At 37.4% G+C, this 19,334-nt stretch carries 18 protein-coding genes, 1 riboswitch and 1 other annotated feature; of the genes, 4 read left to right on the forward strand and 14 right to left on the reverse strand.

Annotated features, from left to right (window positions below):
- Positions 1 to 2: 2 nt before the first annotated feature.
- The 7 genes from IGJ24_RS09750 to IGJ24_RS09780 all read right to left on the reverse strand — a co-directional run bounded on the left by IGJ24_RS09750 (position 3) and on the right by IGJ24_RS09780 (position 7,588).
- Positions 3 to 308: a YlaN family protein gene (locus IGJ24_RS09750; protein ID WP_002356684.1), complete on the reverse strand. Its 306-nt coding sequence runs from the start codon at positions 306 to 308 to the stop codon at positions 3 to 5.
- Between the two features lie 226 nt (positions 309 to 534).
- Positions 535 to 2,304 (reverse strand): DNA helicase RecQ, encoded by a 1,770-nt coding sequence (gene recQ, locus IGJ24_RS09755; RefSeq protein ID WP_010824815.1) that lies wholly within the window; start codon positions 2,302 to 2,304, stop codon positions 535 to 537.
- 317 nt (positions 2,305 to 2,621) lie between these two features.
- A complete protein-coding gene (gene typA, locus IGJ24_RS09760; RefSeq protein WP_002356682.1) occupies positions 2,622 to 4,457 on the reverse strand; it encodes a translational GTPase TypA in 1,836 nt (611 codons plus the stop codon).
- Positions 4,458 to 4,677: 220 nt separating this feature from the next.
- Positions 4,678 to 5,460: an inositol monophosphatase family protein gene (locus tag IGJ24_RS09765; protein ID WP_289865744.1), complete on the reverse strand. Its 783-nt coding sequence runs from the start codon at positions 5,458 to 5,460 to the stop codon at positions 4,678 to 4,680.
- Positions 5,461 to 5,739: a UPF0223 family protein gene (locus IGJ24_RS09770; protein ID WP_002356679.1), complete on the reverse strand. Its 279-nt coding sequence runs from the start codon at positions 5,737 to 5,739 to the stop codon at positions 5,461 to 5,463.
- Between the two features lie 49 nt (positions 5,740 to 5,788).
- Positions 5,789 to 7,054 (reverse strand): voltage-gated chloride channel family protein, encoded by a 1,266-nt coding sequence (locus IGJ24_RS09775; RefSeq protein WP_129193708.1) that lies wholly within the window; start codon positions 7,052 to 7,054, stop codon positions 5,789 to 5,791.
- A gap of 76 nt (positions 7,055 to 7,130) precedes the next feature.
- A riboswitch (Fluoride riboswitch) is annotated at positions 7,131 to 7,200 on the reverse strand.
- A 58-nt stretch (positions 7,201 to 7,258) separates the two neighbouring features.
- Complete coding sequence (locus tag IGJ24_RS09780; RefSeq protein WP_164980786.1) at positions 7,259 to 7,588, reverse strand: hypothetical protein; 330 nt, start codon at positions 7,586 to 7,588, stop codon at positions 7,259 to 7,261.
- Positions 7,589 to 7,681: 93 nt separating this feature from the next.
- Here IGJ24_RS09780 and IGJ24_RS09785 point away from each other — a divergent pair, with 93 nt between their 5' ends.
- Positions 7,682 to 8,014: a helix-turn-helix domain-containing protein gene (locus tag IGJ24_RS09785; protein ID WP_002408770.1), complete on the forward strand. Its 333-nt coding sequence runs from the start codon at positions 7,682 to 7,684 to the stop codon at positions 8,012 to 8,014.
- Between the two features lie 81 nt (positions 8,015 to 8,095).
- Here IGJ24_RS09785 and IGJ24_RS09790 read toward each other — a convergent pair whose 3' ends face one another.
- The 7 genes from IGJ24_RS09790 to pbp4 all read right to left on the reverse strand — a co-directional run bounded on the left by IGJ24_RS09790 (position 8,096) and on the right by pbp4 (position 15,679).
- Positions 8,096 to 8,596 (reverse strand): HD domain-containing protein, encoded by a 501-nt coding sequence (locus IGJ24_RS09790; RefSeq protein ID WP_002356666.1) that lies wholly within the window; start codon positions 8,594 to 8,596, stop codon positions 8,096 to 8,098.
- Positions 8,597 to 8,751: 155 nt separating this feature from the next.
- The gene (gene argS / locus IGJ24_RS09795; protein ID WP_002370456.1) at positions 8,752 to 10,443 is read right to left on the reverse strand and encodes an arginine--tRNA ligase; all 1,692 of its coding nucleotides are present in this window, start codon (positions 10,441 to 10,443) and stop codon (positions 8,752 to 8,754) included.
- A gap of 71 nt (positions 10,444 to 10,514) precedes the next feature.
- Positions 10,515 to 10,718 (reverse strand) — a binding site (T-box leader).
- A gap of 42 nt (positions 10,719 to 10,760) precedes the next feature.
- Complete coding sequence (gene tsaD, locus IGJ24_RS09800; RefSeq protein WP_002388334.1) at positions 10,761 to 11,807, reverse strand: tRNA (adenosine(37)-N6)-threonylcarbamoyltransferase complex transferase subunit TsaD; 1,047 nt, start codon at positions 11,805 to 11,807, stop codon at positions 10,761 to 10,763.
- Positions 11,804 to 12,268: a ribosomal protein S18-alanine N-acetyltransferase gene (gene rimI / locus IGJ24_RS09805; protein ID WP_002384200.1), complete on the reverse strand. Its 465-nt coding sequence runs from the start codon at positions 12,266 to 12,268 to the stop codon at positions 11,804 to 11,806. Before rimI (IGJ24_RS09805) ends, tsaD begins: the two co-directional genes overlap by 4 nt.
- A gap of 7 nt (positions 12,269 to 12,275) precedes the next feature.
- Positions 12,276 to 12,830, reverse strand: coding sequence for a ribosomal protein S18-alanine N-acetyltransferase (rimI, locus tag IGJ24_RS09810; protein ID WP_002384199.1), 555 nt, complete (start codon positions 12,828 to 12,830; stop codon positions 12,276 to 12,278).
- Complete coding sequence (tsaB, locus tag IGJ24_RS09815; protein WP_002356660.1) at positions 12,802 to 13,521, reverse strand: tRNA (adenosine(37)-N6)-threonylcarbamoyltransferase complex dimerization subunit type 1 TsaB; 720 nt, start codon at positions 13,519 to 13,521, stop codon at positions 12,802 to 12,804. Before tsaB ends, rimI (IGJ24_RS09810) begins: the two co-directional genes overlap by 29 nt.
- A gap of 115 nt (positions 13,522 to 13,636) precedes the next feature.
- Positions 13,637 to 15,679 (reverse strand): penicillin-binding protein PBP4(5), encoded by a 2,043-nt coding sequence (pbp4, locus tag IGJ24_RS09820; RefSeq protein ID WP_002356658.1) that lies wholly within the window; start codon positions 15,677 to 15,679, stop codon positions 13,637 to 13,639.
- Between the two features lie 207 nt (positions 15,680 to 15,886).
- Between pbp4 and IGJ24_RS09825 the strand changes: the two genes are divergently transcribed.
- The 3 genes from IGJ24_RS09825 to IGJ24_RS09835 all read left to right on the forward strand — a co-directional run bounded on the left by IGJ24_RS09825 (position 15,887) and on the right by IGJ24_RS09835 (position 19,177).
- Positions 15,887 to 17,119: an SPFH domain-containing protein gene (locus tag IGJ24_RS09825; protein WP_129193711.1), complete on the forward strand. Its 1,233-nt coding sequence runs from the start codon at positions 15,887 to 15,889 to the stop codon at positions 17,117 to 17,119.
- A gap of 103 nt (positions 17,120 to 17,222) precedes the next feature.
- Positions 17,223 to 18,368: a TFIIB-type zinc ribbon-containing protein gene (locus IGJ24_RS09830; RefSeq protein ID WP_262120780.1), complete on the forward strand. Its 1,146-nt coding sequence runs from the start codon at positions 17,223 to 17,225 to the stop codon at positions 18,366 to 18,368.
- Entirely contained in the window at positions 18,365 to 19,177 is an 813-nt protein-coding gene (locus IGJ24_RS09835) for a TPM domain-containing protein (RefSeq protein WP_129193713.1), read from the forward strand. Before IGJ24_RS09830 ends, IGJ24_RS09835 begins: the two co-directional genes overlap by 4 nt.
- The last annotated feature ends 157 nt before the right edge of the window (positions 19,178 to 19,334 follow it).

Genomic DNA, 19,334 nt, shown 5'->3' on the forward strand with positions numbered 1-19,334 from the left:
GCTTAGCCCTCCTTGCCAATCTCGTTTTTTTCTTGTGTTTCTTCATAAACATCTGTATATAATTGATTCAATTCGCGTTCTAAATCACTTAGTAAGCGATGTCCTTCATCATTAGTTAAAATCCCCAAACGGGTCGCATAGGTCACTTGTCTTGAAAAACCATACATTTGTGTATCCACCACTTCTTCAAATGCTTTACATTGAGAAATGCACAAACTGTTTTTTTGATTACGAATAAGCATTTTAATGCGTTCTGCATCGTCTTCTAATAATTGAATGGCAAATTTCTTTGAAATTCCTTCGTCCATTTGTACAGAACCTCCCTATCTTAATTAAATAATTATAACATAATTCTCAGTTAGATACATGATGATTTCAGAAAATTTCCTTTAAGAAATTTTCTAAAACCAAGCGATATATTAAGTAAGAAATCTCTTTATATAACAAGCTTATTTTATCAATACAACAACAAATACATTAAAAGACTTTTTCCTTATTTTCTGCTTTTAATTTTAAATAAAATAACAAACTATATCATTTTTTTGTCTCTTGATATTCTTTAATTACTTCTAAAAAGGCGGTGCCATATTTATCTAATTTATTTTGGCCGACCCCTTTTATTTGCAATAATTGAATCGTTGTTTGCGGTAATTTTTCACACATTTCTTTAAGTGTACTATCGGAAAAGACTACATATGGCGGCACACCTGCCTCTTGAGCCATGTCCATACGTAATTCGCGCAATCGTTCAAACAAGGCATCATCCACTGCTACTTTTCGTACTTTTTGGTCTTCTTTTCGGAAGACTTTCCGTTCCCCTAAAAGCACCTGAACACCTTCTGTCGAGACTGATAACAACGGAAATTGCCCATCAGAAGGAATTAAATAACGTTCTGCTGTCAAATAATCAATCAGCTGTGTGACTTCTTTTTGGGTGCGGCCTTTCATTAGTCCGTATGTTGGCAAACGATCAAAATGCCATTGATCAATTTTTTGATCGTTTGAGCCAGTCAAGACTTTACCAACTAAGCCCTTACCGAAACGTTCTCCCATACGTTTTACACAAGACAAGACTTTTTGGGCATCGACCGTAATATCGACTAATTCTCGATTATCCAGACAATTCGAGCAGCGACCGCAGTCCGTCCCTTCTTCACCAAAATAGCGTAAAATATATTTTTGTAAACACATTTGTGCATTCGCATATTGTGACATTTCCCGTAATTTCAAGTACTCTTTCTGCTTATAATCAATGGTCATTTCAGATTGTTCAATAAAGTATTGTTGAATTTGCAAGTCTTGTGGAGCAAACATTAGCACAGCATCACTAGGCAGACCGTCACGACCAGCTCGGCCGGCTTCTTGGTAATAAGATTCAATATTCCCTGGTACTTGTGCGTGAATGACAAAACGAACATTACTCTTATTAATCCCCATACCAAAGGCATTTGTTGCTACCATCACTTGCACTTGATCATACAAGAACGCTTCTTGATTTTCACTACGTAGCTGTTCACTCATGCCCCCATGATACATCCCAGCCGCAATTTTTTTATTCTCTAATAAATGATAAATTCGTTCAACTTCCTTCCGCGTGCTTGCATAGATAATACCTGATTGCCCAGTATTCATCTTTAAATATTCCAAAAGAAAAACGTCTCTATTTTGATCTTTCACGACTTGAAAAGATAAATTTTCTCGAGCGAATCCTGTTTTGATTTCATTTTCTGATGGAATTCTTAATTGCTTGACAATATCCTCCGCTACTTGTGGCGTTGCTGTTGCTGTTAGTGCAATCACAGTTGGTTGCTGTTGAAATTGATCGATAATCTCTGCTAAACGCAAATAGCTTGGACGAAAATCATGCCCCCATTGTGAAATACAGTGTGCCTCATCTACTGCCAATAAATCAATCGGTACATGTGTCAGCATCTGTTGAAAATCATAAGATTCTAATCGCTCTGGCGCAACATACAATAGCTTGACTTCTTTGTTAACCGCTAATTGAATACGATGATTCATCTCTTGATAGGAAATGGTACTATTGATATATGTAGCTGGAATCCCCATTAAATTCAGGGCGTCTACTTGATCTTTCATTAAAGAAATTAATGGTGAAATCACCAATGTTAAATTATCCAGAAGTAAGGCTGGCAACTGATAACAAATCGATTTGCCTCCACCTGTTGGCATAATGCCTAAGACATTTTCTTGTCGCAATACATGACGAATAATCGTTTCTTGTCCTGGCCGAAAATCATCATAGCCAAATGTATCTTTTAATAATTCTTGTAATGCACTCATTTATTGCGCTCCAATCTTTGTTCTACAAGTCATTTTAACACGCTAATCTAACAGGAACAAGGTGTGTTAAAACAAGACACAATCGTGAAACACCAGTTAACGTGAAACATCAAAAAGAATGAAAAATTGTGAAAGCTTGCTATCAAAAGCTTTCAAAAATAGCGGCATTTGCTTGTTGTGGATAACGAGTAGTTATCCACACATAAAAAAATAACCTTATCTTAAAATACGCATTAATTCGTTTTTGCCATCAAAAAAACCAACTATTTTCGTAGTAAAACGAGCATAGTTGGTTTAAATGTTTATTTGTCGAAAAATTATTCAGCTTTTTTCTTTTTCTTGCTTGCTTTTTCGCGTTCGTTTTTGTTAAGAATTTGTTTTCTTAAACGGATGCTTTCTGGTGTTACTTCACAGTATTCATCTTCATTCAAGAATTCTAATGATTCTTCTAACGTTAATTTTTTCGGTTTTTTGATGACTGATGTTTGGTCTTTCGTTGCCGAACGAACGTTAGTCATTTGTTTAGCTTTTGTGATGTTCACAGTTAAATCGTTGTCGCGGTTGTTTTCCCCAACAATCATTCCTTCGTAAACTTCTGTCGTTGGTTCAACGAAAACTGTACCACGTTCTTCAATACTCATGATTGAGTAAGTCGTTGCTTTACCAGTATCGATTGAAACTAGTGCACCTTGATGACGGCCGCCAATCGTTCCTTGAATCATTGGTAAGTATTGATCGAAGGTGTGGTTCATAATACCATAACCACGAGTCATTGATAAGAATTCTGTTGAATAACCAATTAAGCCACGAGCTGGTGCTAAGAAGATTAAACGCATTTGTCCGTTACCGGCATTAATCATATCTTGCATTTCGCCTTTACGTAAACTTAGTGATTCAATCACGCTACCCATGTATTCTTCAGGTGTGTCAATTTGAACACGTTCAAATGGTTCACATTTAACCCCATCAATTTCACGTTCAATAACTTCTGGACGAGAAACTTGTAATTCATAGCCTTCACGACGCATGTTTTCAATTAAAATTGATAAATGCAATTCGCCACGGCCTGATACAGTCCAAGAATCTGGGCCAATTGGATCAACACGTAAAGATACGTCTGTTTGTAATTCAGCCATTAAACGTTCTTCGATTTTACGAGCGGTGATGTATTTTCCTTCACGTCCCGCAAATGGAGAATTGTTAACTAAGAAAGTCATTTGTAAGGTTGGCTCATCAATGTGTAGAATTGGTAATGCTTCTTGATTGTGAACATCTACAACTGTTTCCCCAACGAAAATGTCTTCCATTCCGGAAACCGCAATTAAATCGCCCGCTTTTGCTTCATCAATTTCCACACGTTGTAAGCCAAAGAAACCTAAAATTTTCGTTACACGGAAATTTTTCACGCTGCCATCTAATTTCATCAACGCAACTTGGTCGCCGACTTTCATTGTGCCACGGAACACACGGCCAATCCCAATACGTCCAACGTAATCGTTGTAGTCTAGTAATGAGACTTGGAATTGAAGTGGCTCGTCTGAATTATCAACTGGAGCTGGCACATGTTCAATAATTTTATCAAAAATTGGGGCCATTGTTGGCTCTTGATCTGCTGGATCATCTGATTCACTTGAAGTTCCGTTTAAAGCAGAAGCATAAACAACTGGGAAATCTAATTGATCGTCGTCTGCACCTAATTCGATGAATAACTCTAAAACTTCATCTACTACGTGTTCAGGACGAGCAGAAGGTTTGTCAATTTTGTTAACAACCACGATTGGTGTTACTTTTTGTTCTAATGCTTTTTTCAATACGAAACGTGTTTGAGGCATTGTTCCTTCATACGCATCGACAACTAAAACAACACCGTCTACCATTTTCATGATACGTTCTACTTCACCACCGAAGTCCGCGTGTCCTGGTGTATCTAGAATGTTGATACGTGTACCGTTATAATCTACGGCTGTATTTTTTGCTAAGATAGTAATTCCACGTTCACTTTCAAGTGCATTGGAATCCATTGCACGTTCTTGTAATTGTGTGTGTCCATCTAAAGTGTCAGATTGTTTTAAAAGTTCATCTACTAAGGTTGTTTTACCATGGTCAACGTGGGCGATAATTGCCACGTTACGAATATCATCTCTGTATTTCAATTTAATTGCTCCTTATCTATATACGCTTATGTTACTTAAGTCCATAAAAGCCGACTGCTTATTATAGCAAACTTTTTTCATTAAAAAAAGGCTTTCGCCTGCAAAAATAATGAAAGTTTTAGAAATTATTCGGCTTTTTCTGAAAACAAGGACATTTTTTTACAAATTTTTCTCTTTTAAAAGAGGAAGAGCCTTACCTTTCAGCAACGCTCTTCTTTGATTATTCCGATTCATTTAAATATCGGGTAAATACTTCATCATAGGTTTCAGGAGTTGCTGCAATAAAGTATTCACGACCCGCAAAAGTTAATGGTTTTCCTGTAATACCAGAGTATTTAAACCCAAATTCTTCCAAAAGTACTAAGCCGGCTGCATAATCCCAAGGACTTAGATTAGATAAATAGCCATGATGGTTGCCTTTTAACATAGCAATAATTTCCAAACCTGCACAACCGCTAATACGCACGCCCATGCTTGCTTGTCCGATTTCCGTTGCGTGATGAATATTTTTTCCATGCATGTAAGCATTCATGCCCCATAATCCATCTGCCAAGGCTTTCATAGTAGGTGCTTTTAATAATTGATTATTCCGATAAACGCCAAGCCCTTTGCCGCCCCAATAAAGTTCTTCTCGCATCACATCATAGATAAAACCTAATTTACCAATGCCGTCTTCATAAACAGCTAACATAATACAAAAATTTTCTCTTTCCATCACGAAATTCATTGTGCCATCAATCGGATCGATGATCCACACGCGACCAGCAAAACTTTTTAAAGTATTGTAGCCTTTTTCTTCCCCTAAAATTTGATCTTCGGGAAAATTTGTTTGAATTTTATTCATTAAAAATTCTTGGGTTTGTTCATCCATATTTGTCACTAAATCGGTGCGGCCATTTTTCTGTTGAACGGTTAACTCTGATTCCAAGTTCATTCGAATCACATCGGCTGCTTCAAAAAGCCAACTTTGAATTGTTTGAATAAATTTTTGCCTTTCAGTCACCTAATCATCCCCCAGCTTTAATTTACCGCTTCCCTGTTTTTTAGCTTGTTGAAGCGTACGATATAACGAATATCCTGAAGCATTTTCAAATTCACGACCTAAGCGTTTTTCTTCGCCGATACTTTTAACGACCGTTTTAAATTGTTGATAGGTTGTTAAAAATTTGTCAACAGGCAAGCCTGTTTCGTTGGCTTGCTCAACTGCTGTCCACATATTAGTGACAATCACCATTTCTTCTGTCGTCCAATCTAAATCTAATGGATATTGATAGTCTTTCATGTCTTCACCTCATCTTCTCTAGTTTAGCATATTTTCATAAAAAAACATCTTATTTACGTCGATTTTTTAATGCGTTAAAGAGAGGATATTCTGCTGTTCCTTTGCGATACAAACTTTGTTGTGAAGCATAAATACCACTATTTCCAGAACACATAAAACTGATTAAGCAAACCATGAAAAAATAGACCGCCGCTTCACTACCAAATAGTTCAATGCCCATAATGAAACAAGCAATCGGCGTATTCGTGGCGCCAGAAAAAACACCAATAAATCCTAACCCTGCTAAAAAAGGAATTGACAAATGTAACAAAGGGGCCAAAGAACTACCTAACGTAGCCCCAATTTCAAACAATGGCGTCACTTCTCCTCCTTGGAATCCGGCACCCAAGGATAACACCGTAAAGAATAATTTCCCAACAAAATCAAAAGGCTGCGCATTGCCTGCAAAAGCATCTTCTAGTAAAGGTAAACTCAAGCCTAAATAACGTTGGTTGTTTAAGACGAGCACAAACAGAACGACAATGGACGCCCCAAGAAACGCACGAAGGTAGACATTAGCAAACCAATTTGCATAGGTCTTTTTTAAAAAGACAATGGAACGACTAAAAACCCAACCTGCCAAACCAAAACAAATCGATGCCAAAAATAATTTTACGAATAGATCAACCGACCAAGTCGGAATTTTGCCCATCGGATAATGCGTATGTGTTACACCAAAACTTTCAGTCACAAAATTAGCAAATAAGCCTGCAAAAAAACTTGGGAAAAGTGCCTCTGCACGAACTTTTCCAATCGCCAAAACTTCTAATCCGAAAACCGTTCCCGCTAATGGTGTGCCAAAAACAGAACTAAAACCTGCACTAATTCCACTGATAATAATTACTTGTCGTTCCAAAGCGGACAGTTTAAAGACTTTTCCTACAGCATTTGCGATTGCGCCCCCCATTTGCACCGCCGTCCCTTCACGACCAACAGAACCACCAAATAAGTGCGTAGTAATCGTGCCAAACAATGTTAAAGGAATTAAGCGCAAGGGAATATCTTCTTCCCCGCCATTGCCTTGTTCAATCACTAAGTTATTTCCTCGGCTAGCATTTTTCCCAAAACGCGTATAGAAATACGTAAAAACGACACCGCTAATGGGGAGGATAAAGAGTAACCAAGGATTTGCTAAACGAACATCTGTTACATAGGTAAGACTCTTTAAGAAAAAGGCGGATAACGCCCCCATAAATAAACCAATAATTGCGGTAATGAGCAACCATTTTGCCATATAACCGCTGATTGATAGTAGTTGCTTTGTTTCTTTTTTCACTTTACATGCTCCTTTACAATTTTCTTATCGCCAATCCTAGCGTACAGAAAAAGCCTACCAAAGGGTACACTTCTCCCGTTTGGTAGGCGTCATTAATTTATTCGTCCAATAAATAGTTCGTGGTGAACACCATCACCATGTTGCTATTAAACTATTAAAAATAATACCACGCAACTCTGGAAAGTGCAATAGAAGAATAACTCATTACCTGTAACAATCTCCACGTGTCTTTTTAGACACTATCTCATTAAAAAAAATAACCATGATTTCTTCGCTTTCCAGATCTAACAACTTAGAAATCAATTTAATATCTGAAGCTTTAAATACAACCTCTCCTTTTAATTTCTTATAAATTGTTGAAGCTGAGATTGGTTGACCTGCAGCGGTCATTTCACTTGCTAACCATTCAACATTTTTCCCTTTTAATTTCAATTTTGAATGAATTAAATTTGATTCCATTTTACTCCCCCTTTTCACCCCTTTTAGTGTCTTATTAGACACTGGAAGTATATCATTTTGTGAAAAAACCGTCAATATATGCCGATTCAATAGTTATTTATCACTCTATGTATAGAGTAAAACATGTTTCTTTTGCGACACTTTTTGTGCTAGAATGTTTTTACGGAGGTGGTTTTTTTGAAAGAGAATTTTTTAAAGCAAAAACGGATGGAGAAAAATCTTACATTAGAACAAGTTGGAAATTTTGTTGGTGTTGGAAAAAGTACCGTCAGGAAATGGGAAACTGGAATGATTGAAAATATGGGGAGGGATAAAATTGTCGCCTTATCTAAAGTTTTAGATGTATCACCTCTTGAAATCTTAGGTATTCCTGAAACGGAAGAAACGCCATTTGTTGTCCCGACCAATATTATGAATGTTTACAAACAATTGACAACTGAAAATCAAGAAGCAGTCTATCGATATGCTCAAAAGAAATTAACAGAACAAAATTACTTTTAATATTTATTTTAAATAGATGAATGTTAGACTTTTTAGTCAACGTTAAACAAAAAAAGCTTATCCTTCTGGATAAGCTTTTTATTAGATTGACTGTTGGCCAAAATACTGACGCCATTTAGTTTTCATGGCTGTCGTCATCGGCAACGCTGCTTCTTTCACAGCACAATATTTGTCAACAAAGGTTACAATGTAACTTTCTTTGTATTTTGGTGGTGCAATAGTTGCGCCCCACATATGTTTAATAATAATGTCTCTCTCTAAATCAGACAACTCTGTAATTTTTTCAGCATTTTTGGCTGCAATTCGTGGATGAACATAGGCATGAGAGCCTTCGTCAAACTTTGTTGTGCGCCAATCATAGTAAAACAAATCATGTAATAAACCAGCACGAGCTGTTGCGCGAGCATTGCCGTTCCAACGCTTTGCTAATTTATAGCTATGATAGGAAACACTAATTGAATGTTCTAAACGAGTTGAATGCATATGTTGTGTGTATTCTGCTAATTTTTGGACTTCTTCGGTTGCTAATAAATCTTCTACATAAGAAAGATATTCTTCGTCTTCACGCCATTTTTCTGTCATATAATTGGGTGCCACCTTTTCTAATCCTTTTATAACTTGACTCGAGTATAGCACCCCAGCTATTTAATTACTATGAATTTCTCAATCTGTAACTTAACTTTAATATTTGCTTAATAAGTTTAGCGTTCAACGCAGTAAAATTTTCACAAAAACTTCTACATTTCTTCTGGTGCATGTAATCCTAGTAAACGTAAATCTTCTTTTAAAACAGTAGCTACTGCATAAACTAACGCTAAGCGTGCCTCTTTTTGAGCATCTTCATCCAAAATCCGAACATGGGCATAATATTTATTGAACGCTTGTGCTAAATGAATGCTATGTTTCGCAATAACAGATGGTTCATATTTTTCAGCAGCTTGCATCACAGTTTCAGGGAATTTTTGTAACAACTTCACGACTTCCCAGCTATCCTTGTCATTTAGTGCATAACGTTGTGTAGCGTCTGGTGTAAAGTTTGCTTTACGTAAAATACTCATCGCACGAGCATGCGTATATTGAACATATGGGCCAGTTTCGCCTTCAAAACGAACAACTTCATCTAATACAAAATCGAAATTATTTAGACGATCATTTTTAAGGTCATGGAAAATGACTGCACCTACACCTACTTGTTTCGCCACTTCTTCACGATTTGCTAAGTCTGGGTTTTTCTCGTTAATTTGATTTCCTGCTAAAGTAACGGCTTCGTTCAATACTTCTTCTAATAAAACAATTTTCCCTTTACGTGTGGATAATTTTTTACCGCCTTGAGTAATTAAACCAAACGGAATGTGTTCCATATCATCTGACCAGTCAAACCCTAGTTCTTTCAAGACTGCTTTTAATTGTTTGAAGTGATTGCTTTGTTCGTTACCAACTACATAAAGTGATTTGGCAAAATCATACGTCCGTTTACGGTAAAGCGCAGCAGCTAAATCTCGTGTGATATATAACGTCGCACCATCTGATTTACGAATAAGTGCTGGATTTAAATTATATTCTGTCAAATCAACAATTTCTGCACCTTGATTTTCTGTTAATAAATGTTTTTCTTCTAATAAAGTAACAATTTCATCCATTTTATCATTATAAAAGGCTTCGCCATTGTATGAATCAAATTCAACTTCTAACATGGAATAGATTTTATCAAATTCTTTTAGAGACTCGCTACGGAACCATTTCCATAATTCATTAGCTTCTTGGTCTCCTTCTTCTAATTTTTTAAACCAGGCACGTGCTTCGTCTTCTAATTCTGGTTTTTCTTCTGCTTCTTCATGAAATTGCACATATAAGCGCAATAATTCATTAATTGGTTGTTGGCGGACTGCTTCTTCAGAACCCCATTTTTTATAAGCTACAATTAACTTACCAAACTGTGTACCCCAGTCACCTAAGTGGTTAATCCGAATTGGCTGATACCCAATTTTTTCTAAAATAAAGGCAATTGAATTCCCGATTACCGTAGAACGTAAGTGCCCCATAGAAATTGGTTTAGCAATGTTTGGTGAAGACATATCAATAGGAACATTGCCATTATTACCAAAGGTACTGTTTCCGTAGTTGTTTTTTTCTTTGACTACTTCGCCAATAACAGCTTGACTGACTGCTTCTTTATTCATGAAGAAGTTTAAATAAGGTCCCACCACTTCAATTTTTTCAAAATTTGTGCCATCAATTTTTTCTGCTAATTCTGCTGCAATTTGTTGTGGTGCTTTACGATAAATCTTAGCTAATGAAAAGGCTGGAAAAGCAACATCTCCATGATCAACAGATTTAGGATTTTCCAATAATTGTTCGATTTGATCCATCGTTAATTCTTCATTTAAAACATCATGTAACGCTTTTGCTACGATTTCTTTGTTGTTCATAAGAACCCTCCTGATTAATTTGTAAGTATAAAAAACAAAAACGTCTCTGACAAAACAAAATGATTTGTTTTGTCAGAGACGAGAATTTACCCGCGGTACCACTCTAATTGTCTATACTACTTGGATAGACCTGCTTCATCGATAACGGTGATTGCCGTCTGCTTTCAGCAGAATTCTAAAAGTGCGCTTCCTCATTCCGATCACTCTTGGCTCCCACCTTCCCAAGATCGCTAAGCTGACGTTGAAATAAGTACTCTCTTTATCATCGAATGTCATTGTTAAACTGGCTTCATTATAGCAAATTTTTGTCTAGCTGGCTAGCCTTCTTCACTAATTGTCATAAAACTAACGCCAGGTTCTGCATTTAAGTTATACGAAGCAAAGTGATTCTTTTCAGCTTCGATAAAGGCGGCAGCGCCAATCATCGCCGCGTTATCCCCACAAAGTTTTAATGGCGGAATAAGTAATGTCACTTCTGGTAATTGTTCACTGATTGCATGTCTCATTGCTTCTCGTAATCCTTGATTCGCAGCAACGCCCCCAGCGATTAGCAATTGCTTAACAGGATATTCTTGACAAGCACGAATGGTTTTAGTCACTAATACTTCTACCACACTCGCCTGAAAACTTGCGGCTAAATCCTTTGTAGACAGTGCTTCACCACGTTGCTCTGCATTATGAACCGTGTTAATAAACGCACTTTTCAAACCACTAAAGCTAAAGTCATAGTTATCCTCTTTTAGCATCGCCCGTGGAAATTGATAGGTATCTGTGCCTTCATGGGCCAAAGCATCAATCTCTTTGCCACTAGGATAAGGCAACCCTAACACCCGTCCGACTTTATCATACGCTTCACCAGCTGCATCATCGCGTGTTTCACCAACAATTTCGAAAGAGCCATCTTCTTTCATGTAGACCAATTCCGTATGTCCTCCACTAACGAGTAAGGCCATCAATGGAAATTCGAGCGGTGCCACAAAACGGGCAGCATAAATGTGTCCAGCCATATGATTGACCGGAATAAGTGGTAATTGGTGCGCCCAAGCAAATGCTTTTGCTGCAGAAAGTCCTATTAATAAAGCACCGACTAACCCAGGCCCATAGGTCACAGCAACACCACTAAGCTCTTCTGGTGTGACTTTTGCTTCTGTTAATGCTTCTTCAATACAGATCGTCACTTGTTCAACATGATGACGACTCGCAACTTCCGGAACGACTCCACCAAAACGTTGATGGCTCTTAATTTGCGAAGCTACGATATTGGAAAGAATTTTGTCGCCATCTTCAATGACAGCCACACTTGTTTCATCACAGCTACTTTCCACAGCTAATAATAATTTACGTTCTTTTGTAAAAATTGTCATTGGGCTTCCTTCCTTAATTTCGCACACATTACAAAGGCATTTTCTTGCGGTTCTTTATAATAATTTTTTCGAACAGCTACTTTCCGAAATCCTGTTTTCTCATAAAGTTTTTGAGCTAATGTATTCGATTCTCTGACCTCTAAGAAAATTTGTGTAATGTCACGACTTTTAACATATTCTTTAAAAGCTTTCATTAATTGACAACCAATTCCTTGGTGTTGTCTCTGACCATTCACAACAACGTGACTAATTTCTGCTTCATCTAAAATAAAATGATAGGCAATATAGCCTAACCACTGGCCATTTTCAACTAAAAAAAGATATTCGCTATTTTCCTGAGCAAAATCTTCCGCGAATTGTGTTTCTGTCCAAGGGGAGCCAGTTGTATAAGAAGAATTACTGAAACGCCATAATTCTTCACCAATATTTGCTACAGATATTTCTTTTTTTGTTACTAACATTTTTTCTTCACTCTTCTTTTAAATCAATTATCATTTCTAGTGCGTCTTCATTATTTTCGTCATAATAGCCTTTTTTCACCGTTTGTGAGGCAAAGCCAATTTTTCGATACAAACGTTGGGCTTTAACATTACTCATTCGTACTTCTAGCGATAAGGTTTCACAACGATTTTTCTTGGCAAAAATTCGCGTTTCTTCTATTAAAGAACGACCTAAACCTAAGCCTTGGTATGCTGTATGGACAGCGACATTCGTAATGTGTGCATCCGTTCCTTGAATCCGACAACCAATAAAGCCAACTGTTTTTCCGTTAATTGCCGCTAACAAATAGAGATGCGGCGCTTTTGAGCCAAGTTCTGCCATGAAAGCAGACATCGTCCAAGGAAGTTCTCCAGCGTAAACTTCACGTTCAATTGCTAGTAAATCCTTAATATCTTGGTAGGTGATTTCACGCAATTGAAATTCTTGCTGGTTCATTGCAATGGTTTTAGTTATATACCGTTGCCGTCTTTTTGTAAAGTATTTTGTCACAAAATTAAAGTTTTTCCACATAGCTTTCTCCATTAGGCGTGTGTGTCTTCAACCAATTTTCTTCCGCTTCTACTTTTTTCAAATACGCAGGTAAGAACCCATGAACATTTTCAACAGGTTCAGCCACACTACCTAACGCAGCCAAAACTGCGGCATTAGGAATTTGCCATTGTGGAACATCACAAATTTCTCCATGAGGAATGATTTGAGCTATTTCTTCAGTGAATTTTTCAACATCTTCACCAACAAAAAAAAGATTTGGTTCATTTTTTAGTTGTTCTAATAACTCCCGCAGGGAAATATGTTGGTCCGGTAACTCATTTTGCCACACGCCATTGACAAACCGATAAGCACCAGCATAGACGTTTTTACGACGCGCATCAAAAAGAGGCACAATTAAACCAGTTTGTCCAACACAATTGGCAGCTAACGTTTGTAGACTGGAAATACCTACTAGCTCTTTCTTTAAAGTATAGGCCAATGTTTTGGCAGTCGTCACGCCTAAACGTAAGCCAGTGTATGATCCAGGTCCTTCTGCTACGACAAAACGATCAATTGCCGTTGGCGCCAAGTTCAATTGACTCATCAAATAGTCAATTGCTGGCATTAATGTTAAGCTATGATTTCTTTTAACCGTTGCTGTATAACTTCCCAGAATTTTTTGATTTTCACACACAGCAATACTCAATGTTTGGTTAGATGTATCTATTGCTAAAATTCGCACACGAATCCCTTTCCTTCTACAATTTAGTCGCTTCATTGTAGCACACTTTCCTTTTTCTAAAAAGGGAAAACGAGGTTTCTTTTTACAGAAACCTCGTTTCGTTCATTTTCTCTTTTTATTTAATGGTTGCTTCTAAGTAATCAATTAATGGTTTACTGATATCTGTTGCAGAACCATTTTCTCCTGAATTTTCAACCATAATCATTGTTAAGAATTTATTGTTACTACGATCTAACGTTAGAAGGAAACTGTTTTCTTTGCCATCTGTATCTTGTTTATCTTTTATTTCAGCTGTTCCTGTTTTAGCAGCCAATGAGAAGTTCGGATTGTACATATTATAAACATAACCTGAAGGATCTTCCACACTACCTAAAAGATCTGTGGCAATTGTATTCGCTGCGTTGGCGCTGATTACATTGTCTTTTTTCTTTGTTTCTTTGTCTAAAACTAATTTTGGATAGACTAATGTTCCATTATTTTGGAAAACACTATACATGGTAGCTTGCTGGATTGGCGAAATTAACAATTGGCCTTGACCGTAGCCCGTATCTGCTAAAAGAATTTCAGAATTAAATTTATCTTCATTTGAAATTTGAGCAGGCGTCATGGCAATTGGTAAATCTAGTTCCTCACCGAAAATGAATTTATTAAGACCCGCTCTAAATTTGTCTTCTCCCATCCGTAATGTTTGTTGGGCAAAATAAATATTATCTGAATTAACTAAAGCGGTACGCAGATTGACTGGACTTGCTTCTTTTACACGTGTCGCAAAATAGCCGCCCCAAGATTTATCTTTTTGCCATTTCAAACCATTAATTTCTAGCTCTTCATCTGGCTTCAATGTCCCTGCATCTAAACCAATGGCACCGGTAATTGTTTTAAAGGTAGAGCCTGGTGCATAGCCTGTCGCAAAACGTGCTGTGAATGGTAAATCTTTGTTGTTATTGTAAGCATCATATTCTTTTTGAGAAATGCCATTGGCCATTTTATTAGGATCATACGAAGGTGAACTAACCGTTGCTAATAAATCGCCTTTTTGAGGATCGGTAATGACCGCACTACCAGGGCGTTTGTCAAATATAGCGAAGGCTTGTTGTTGTACGCCACTGTCAATCGTTAATTTAATCGTTTGACCATCTTTTTTCTCTTTGGTTTGTAAAGCTTTTTTGACATTCTCTTTGTCATCTAAAATAACTAGTGAGCCACCATCTTGCCCTCTTAATTCTTTATCAAACGCTCGTTCTAAGCCAGTTTTACCAATTACGCCCGTACTACTTAACTCTGGATTTTTTTCAATATCTTCTGCAGTAATGGTGCCCGTATACCCGATTAATTGCGCAGCTGCTTCCCCCAGCGGATAATAACGTGACTCTGTGTCTTTTGTCGCAGCCCCTGTTGGTAATTCTGTCACTGGTTCAGAAGCAACTGTGATTGGTACAAAGGAGTCTGCTTGGACCCATCCTTGGCTTAACTTTTGATTGATTTCATCAACAGAAACGCCGAACTTATCACTAAAAGCTTTGATATTGGCTGTTTTTTCTGCGCCAGAACCAAGTTTGCCAGGCACTACGCCCACTTCGTCAAACACTTTGTTAATTGCTAGCCCACTACCATTACGATCGACAATTTCTCCACGTTTGGCATTATCTACTTGAATCGAAATTTTATCATTTCCTGACATATCTGGAAAAATTAAAGACGGCTTCCAAGCGATTTGGTAGGTATCGCCTTTCTTGGCGATACTTGATTGATAAGACAAATCTTTCATTTCGCCTAAAGGAGTGCTCATCGATAATTTATAGGTAAATGTGTATTGATTGTCTTTCGCCTTTTTGACTTGAACATCACTAGCTTTGACTCCTTCTGCTTGAATCCCTGAATAAATTGCTTGGTATTTTTCAACAACAGATTTAGTATCATAGCCATTTTTCTTTAAGCTAGCTTCTTGAACAACGGACGGTAACTTATCAAATTCCTGTTTTGACAATACGTTTAAAAATGTAGTAGCTGTTTTCTTCGCTTCGGCTAATTCTTGTTTGGCTTGCCATTGACTATAAGCATAATACCCGCCACCGGCAGCAGCGATTAGAACCAAGGCAGAAACACCAAGAATAAGTGGTTTTTTTGAAGATTTTTTATTACGATTGCTTCGTTCCATTCAATAATCCCCTAACTATATAATATGTCTTTTCTTCTATTATACGTAACTTTTTTTAAAATGCTTGTGTTTCACCTATACTTTTTTTAATTTCTTAATAAAGTTTGATCAATTTTTTCCATTTCATCAGGCTTTCGTTGGATTTCTCTGCATTCATTGTGTGGTATACTAGCTGTAACAATTAGTTTTTTATTAGGAGGAATGAACATGGGACTTATTAAAGCAGCAACAAGTTCAGTTGGCGGTGGCTTGGCCGATCAATGGCTAGAGGTTATTGAACCTGATAATATGGGGGACACAACCGTCATGACAAAAGGTGTTTTTGTACGTAAAGATGATAAACGTGGTTCTAATCGTAAAGGAACGGACGATGTTTTAACAGATGGATCTGTTGTACATGTCTATCCCAACATGATGATGCTTCTTGTCGATGGTGGCAAAATCATCGATTACACTGCTGAAGAAGGCTATTATACAGTCAAAAATGATTCTGCGCCTTCAATGTTTAACGGTTCTTTAAAAGATGCGATTGCAGAGACCTTCAGTCGTTTCAAATTTGGTGGCGTAACTCCACAAAAACAACAAGTTTTTTATATTAATTTGCAAGAAATTAAGGGCATTAAATTTGGAACACCTGCGCCATTAAACTATTTTGATAATTTTTATAATGCCGAACTTTTCTTACGTGCACACGGAAATTACTCAATTAAAATTACAGATCCTTTGCTATTTTATACTAATGCGATTCCTAAAAACCAAACGCAAGTAGATATTAATGATATTAATGAACAATATTTGGCAGAGTTCATTACAGCATTGCAAGCAGCAATCAATCAAATGTCTGCTGATGGGCAACGTATTTCTTATGTTCCCTCAAAAAGTGTCGAATTAAGCAAATATATGCAAACTGCGCTTGACGAGGATTGGCGCACCAATCGCGGCATGGAAATTGCTTCTGTAGCAGTTGCGAGCATTTCTTATACAGATGATTCAACAAAATTAATCAACATGCGAAATGAAGGTGCTATGCTCAGCGATCCAGGTGTTCGCGAAGGCTATGTTCAAGGTTCCTTGGCTCGTGGTATGGAGGCTGCTGGTAAAAATGAAGGTGGCGCAATGAGCGGCTTTATGGGCGTTGGTATGGGCATGAATGCGAATGGCAACTACTTTGCGCAAGCATCTCAAACAAACCAACAACAAATGCAAGAAAAACAAAACCAGCAAAATGCACAAGGGGCTACAGACACTTGGACTTGCCCACAATGTGGGACTGAAAACACTGGGAAGTTTTGTTCAAACTGTGGTACACCAAAACCAACAAACGAAAAACCAAAATTAGAAATGAAATGTAGTGAATGTAGCGAAATTGTTGACTTAAGTAATGGTATTCCTAAGTTCTGTCCACATTGTGGTAAACCATTCCAAGGGGTTCCTTTATAAGCAAGTAGTGAACAATTAAAGAAAAGGGTCAGGCACAAGTCTACCCTTTTTCTTTGAATCAGATTCCTGTTATTTACTCACTCTATTAGAAAGGACGGTTGCAATGGAAACAACATTTACCCATAAATGCCCCAACTGTGGCGGCCCGCTCTTATTTAATCCCAAAGATCAAAAATTTCATTGTGAATATTGTTTAAATATTTACACGGAAGAAGAAGTGACTCGTTATGAGCAACAGCAACATGAGGCGCATTTAGAGAATCCCTCAACAACGACTGCCGAGGAAAATTTGACTTTCACAGCAGAAGAAGAATCCTCCGCTACGCAACAAACAGAGACTACTGAGAATGAGACAACTGCAAATGCAGGCACAATGGAAATTTTTAATTGTCCAAGCTGTGGCGCTCAAATTGTCACCGATGCAACAACGGCAGCCACATACTGTTATTATTGCCATAATCCAGTTGTCTTGGCTGGTCGATTAAGTGGCGAATTTTTACCAGAAAACGTCTTACCCTTTACAATTGAAAAAGACGAAGCGATTGAAAAATTTCTCGCTTGGACCAAGAAAAAATGGTTCATTCCTCGAGATTTTTTCAGCAAAAATCAAATCGATAAATTAACTGGGGTTTACTTCCCCTATTGGGTCGTTGATGCAGAAGTCGACGGACAACTGCAAGCTACTGGCACAAGTATTCGCATTTGGCGCGTAGGTGATATTGAATACACCGAAACAAAACGTTTCAATGTGGGACGTTCAGGAAAATTATCGTTTAAAGAATTAGTTAAAAATGCCTTGTCAAAAAACGTCCAACAAAAAATGGTGGAAGGCGTTCAACCATTTTTAATTGATCAAGCGGTGCCTTTCAAAAGCCAATACCTAGCAGGTTTTCAAGCAGAAAAACGCGATATTGAATATGAAGCAATCAAAAAACACGTCCAACAAGAATTACAAGATTATTCGGAATCATTGTTACGGGACTCTGCTTCTGGTTATACTACGTTGACAAATGTTCGCACGGATATTTCTCTAAACCAAGAAAATAATCACTATATGCTTTTGCCAATTTGGTTAGTCACCTATCGCAGTCAGGAACAATCAAAAAAAGTTTATTATTATGCCATGAATGGACAAACAGGTAAAGTAAGCGGTGTACTTCCAATTAGTTACACTCGTTTAGGTCTAGCAACGTTAGGCATTTTCGCTGGACTCTTAGCACTCTTTTTATTAGGAGGTTATTTCCTATGAAAAAACGACTTTTACCTATTTTTTTCCTAATACTTCTTACCTTTGGCCTTGCCCTACCCGTTTCGGCGGCTGAAAATTCAATTGATGATGGTGCACAATTACTGACACCTGATCAAATCAACCAACTAAAGCAAGAGATACAACCTTTAGAAGAAAAAACAAAAGCCTCTGTCTTTATTGTGACCACAAATAATAATACCTATGGCGATGAACAAGAATATGCAGATCATTATCTTTTAAATAAAGTTGGCAAGGACCAAAATGCGATTCTTTTTCTCATTGATATGGACTTACGGAAAATCTACATCTCTACTTCTGGAAACATGATTGATTATATGACAGATGCACGAATTGATGATACCTTAGATAAAGTAATGGATGGGATGAGTCAAGGAAATTATTTTGCGGCTGCTCAAACCTTTGTTCAGGAAACTCAAGCATTTGTTAATAAAGGGGTTCCTGGGGGTCACTATCGTGTGGACAGCGAAACAGGGAAAATCACCCGTTATAAAGCCATTACCCCGTTGGAAATGGTAATTGCTTTTGCTGCTGCTCTGATACTCAGTTTGGTCTTCTTAGGCATTAATATTTCTAAATATCAATTAAAATTTTCAAGTTATCAATATCCCTTTAGGGAAAAAACAACTTTAAACTTAACCTCCCGCACAGATCAGTTAACCAACTCTTTCATCACTACGCGTCGTATTCCTAAAAACAATGGCGGCAGTGGCGGAATGGGCGGTGGTGGTGGTAGCACCACCCACTCAACTGGCGGCGGTACATTCGGTGGCGGCGGTCGAAGTTTTTAGATTTTTTATCTTTTTTAATTATTTCATAAAAATAATGGTGTTATTTTTATGGAATAATGATAAAATAAGTATACTGTGGTGTGTTATTTTTACACATGGCGGTATACTTATTTTCATGAATAGACTTACTATCATTTTGGGGATTGTCTTTTTAGTA

The organism is Enterococcus sp. DIV0546, assembly GCF_051712785.1.
Classification (GTDB): Bacteria; Bacillota; Bacilli; order Lactobacillales; family Enterococcaceae; genus Enterococcus; species Enterococcus faecalis.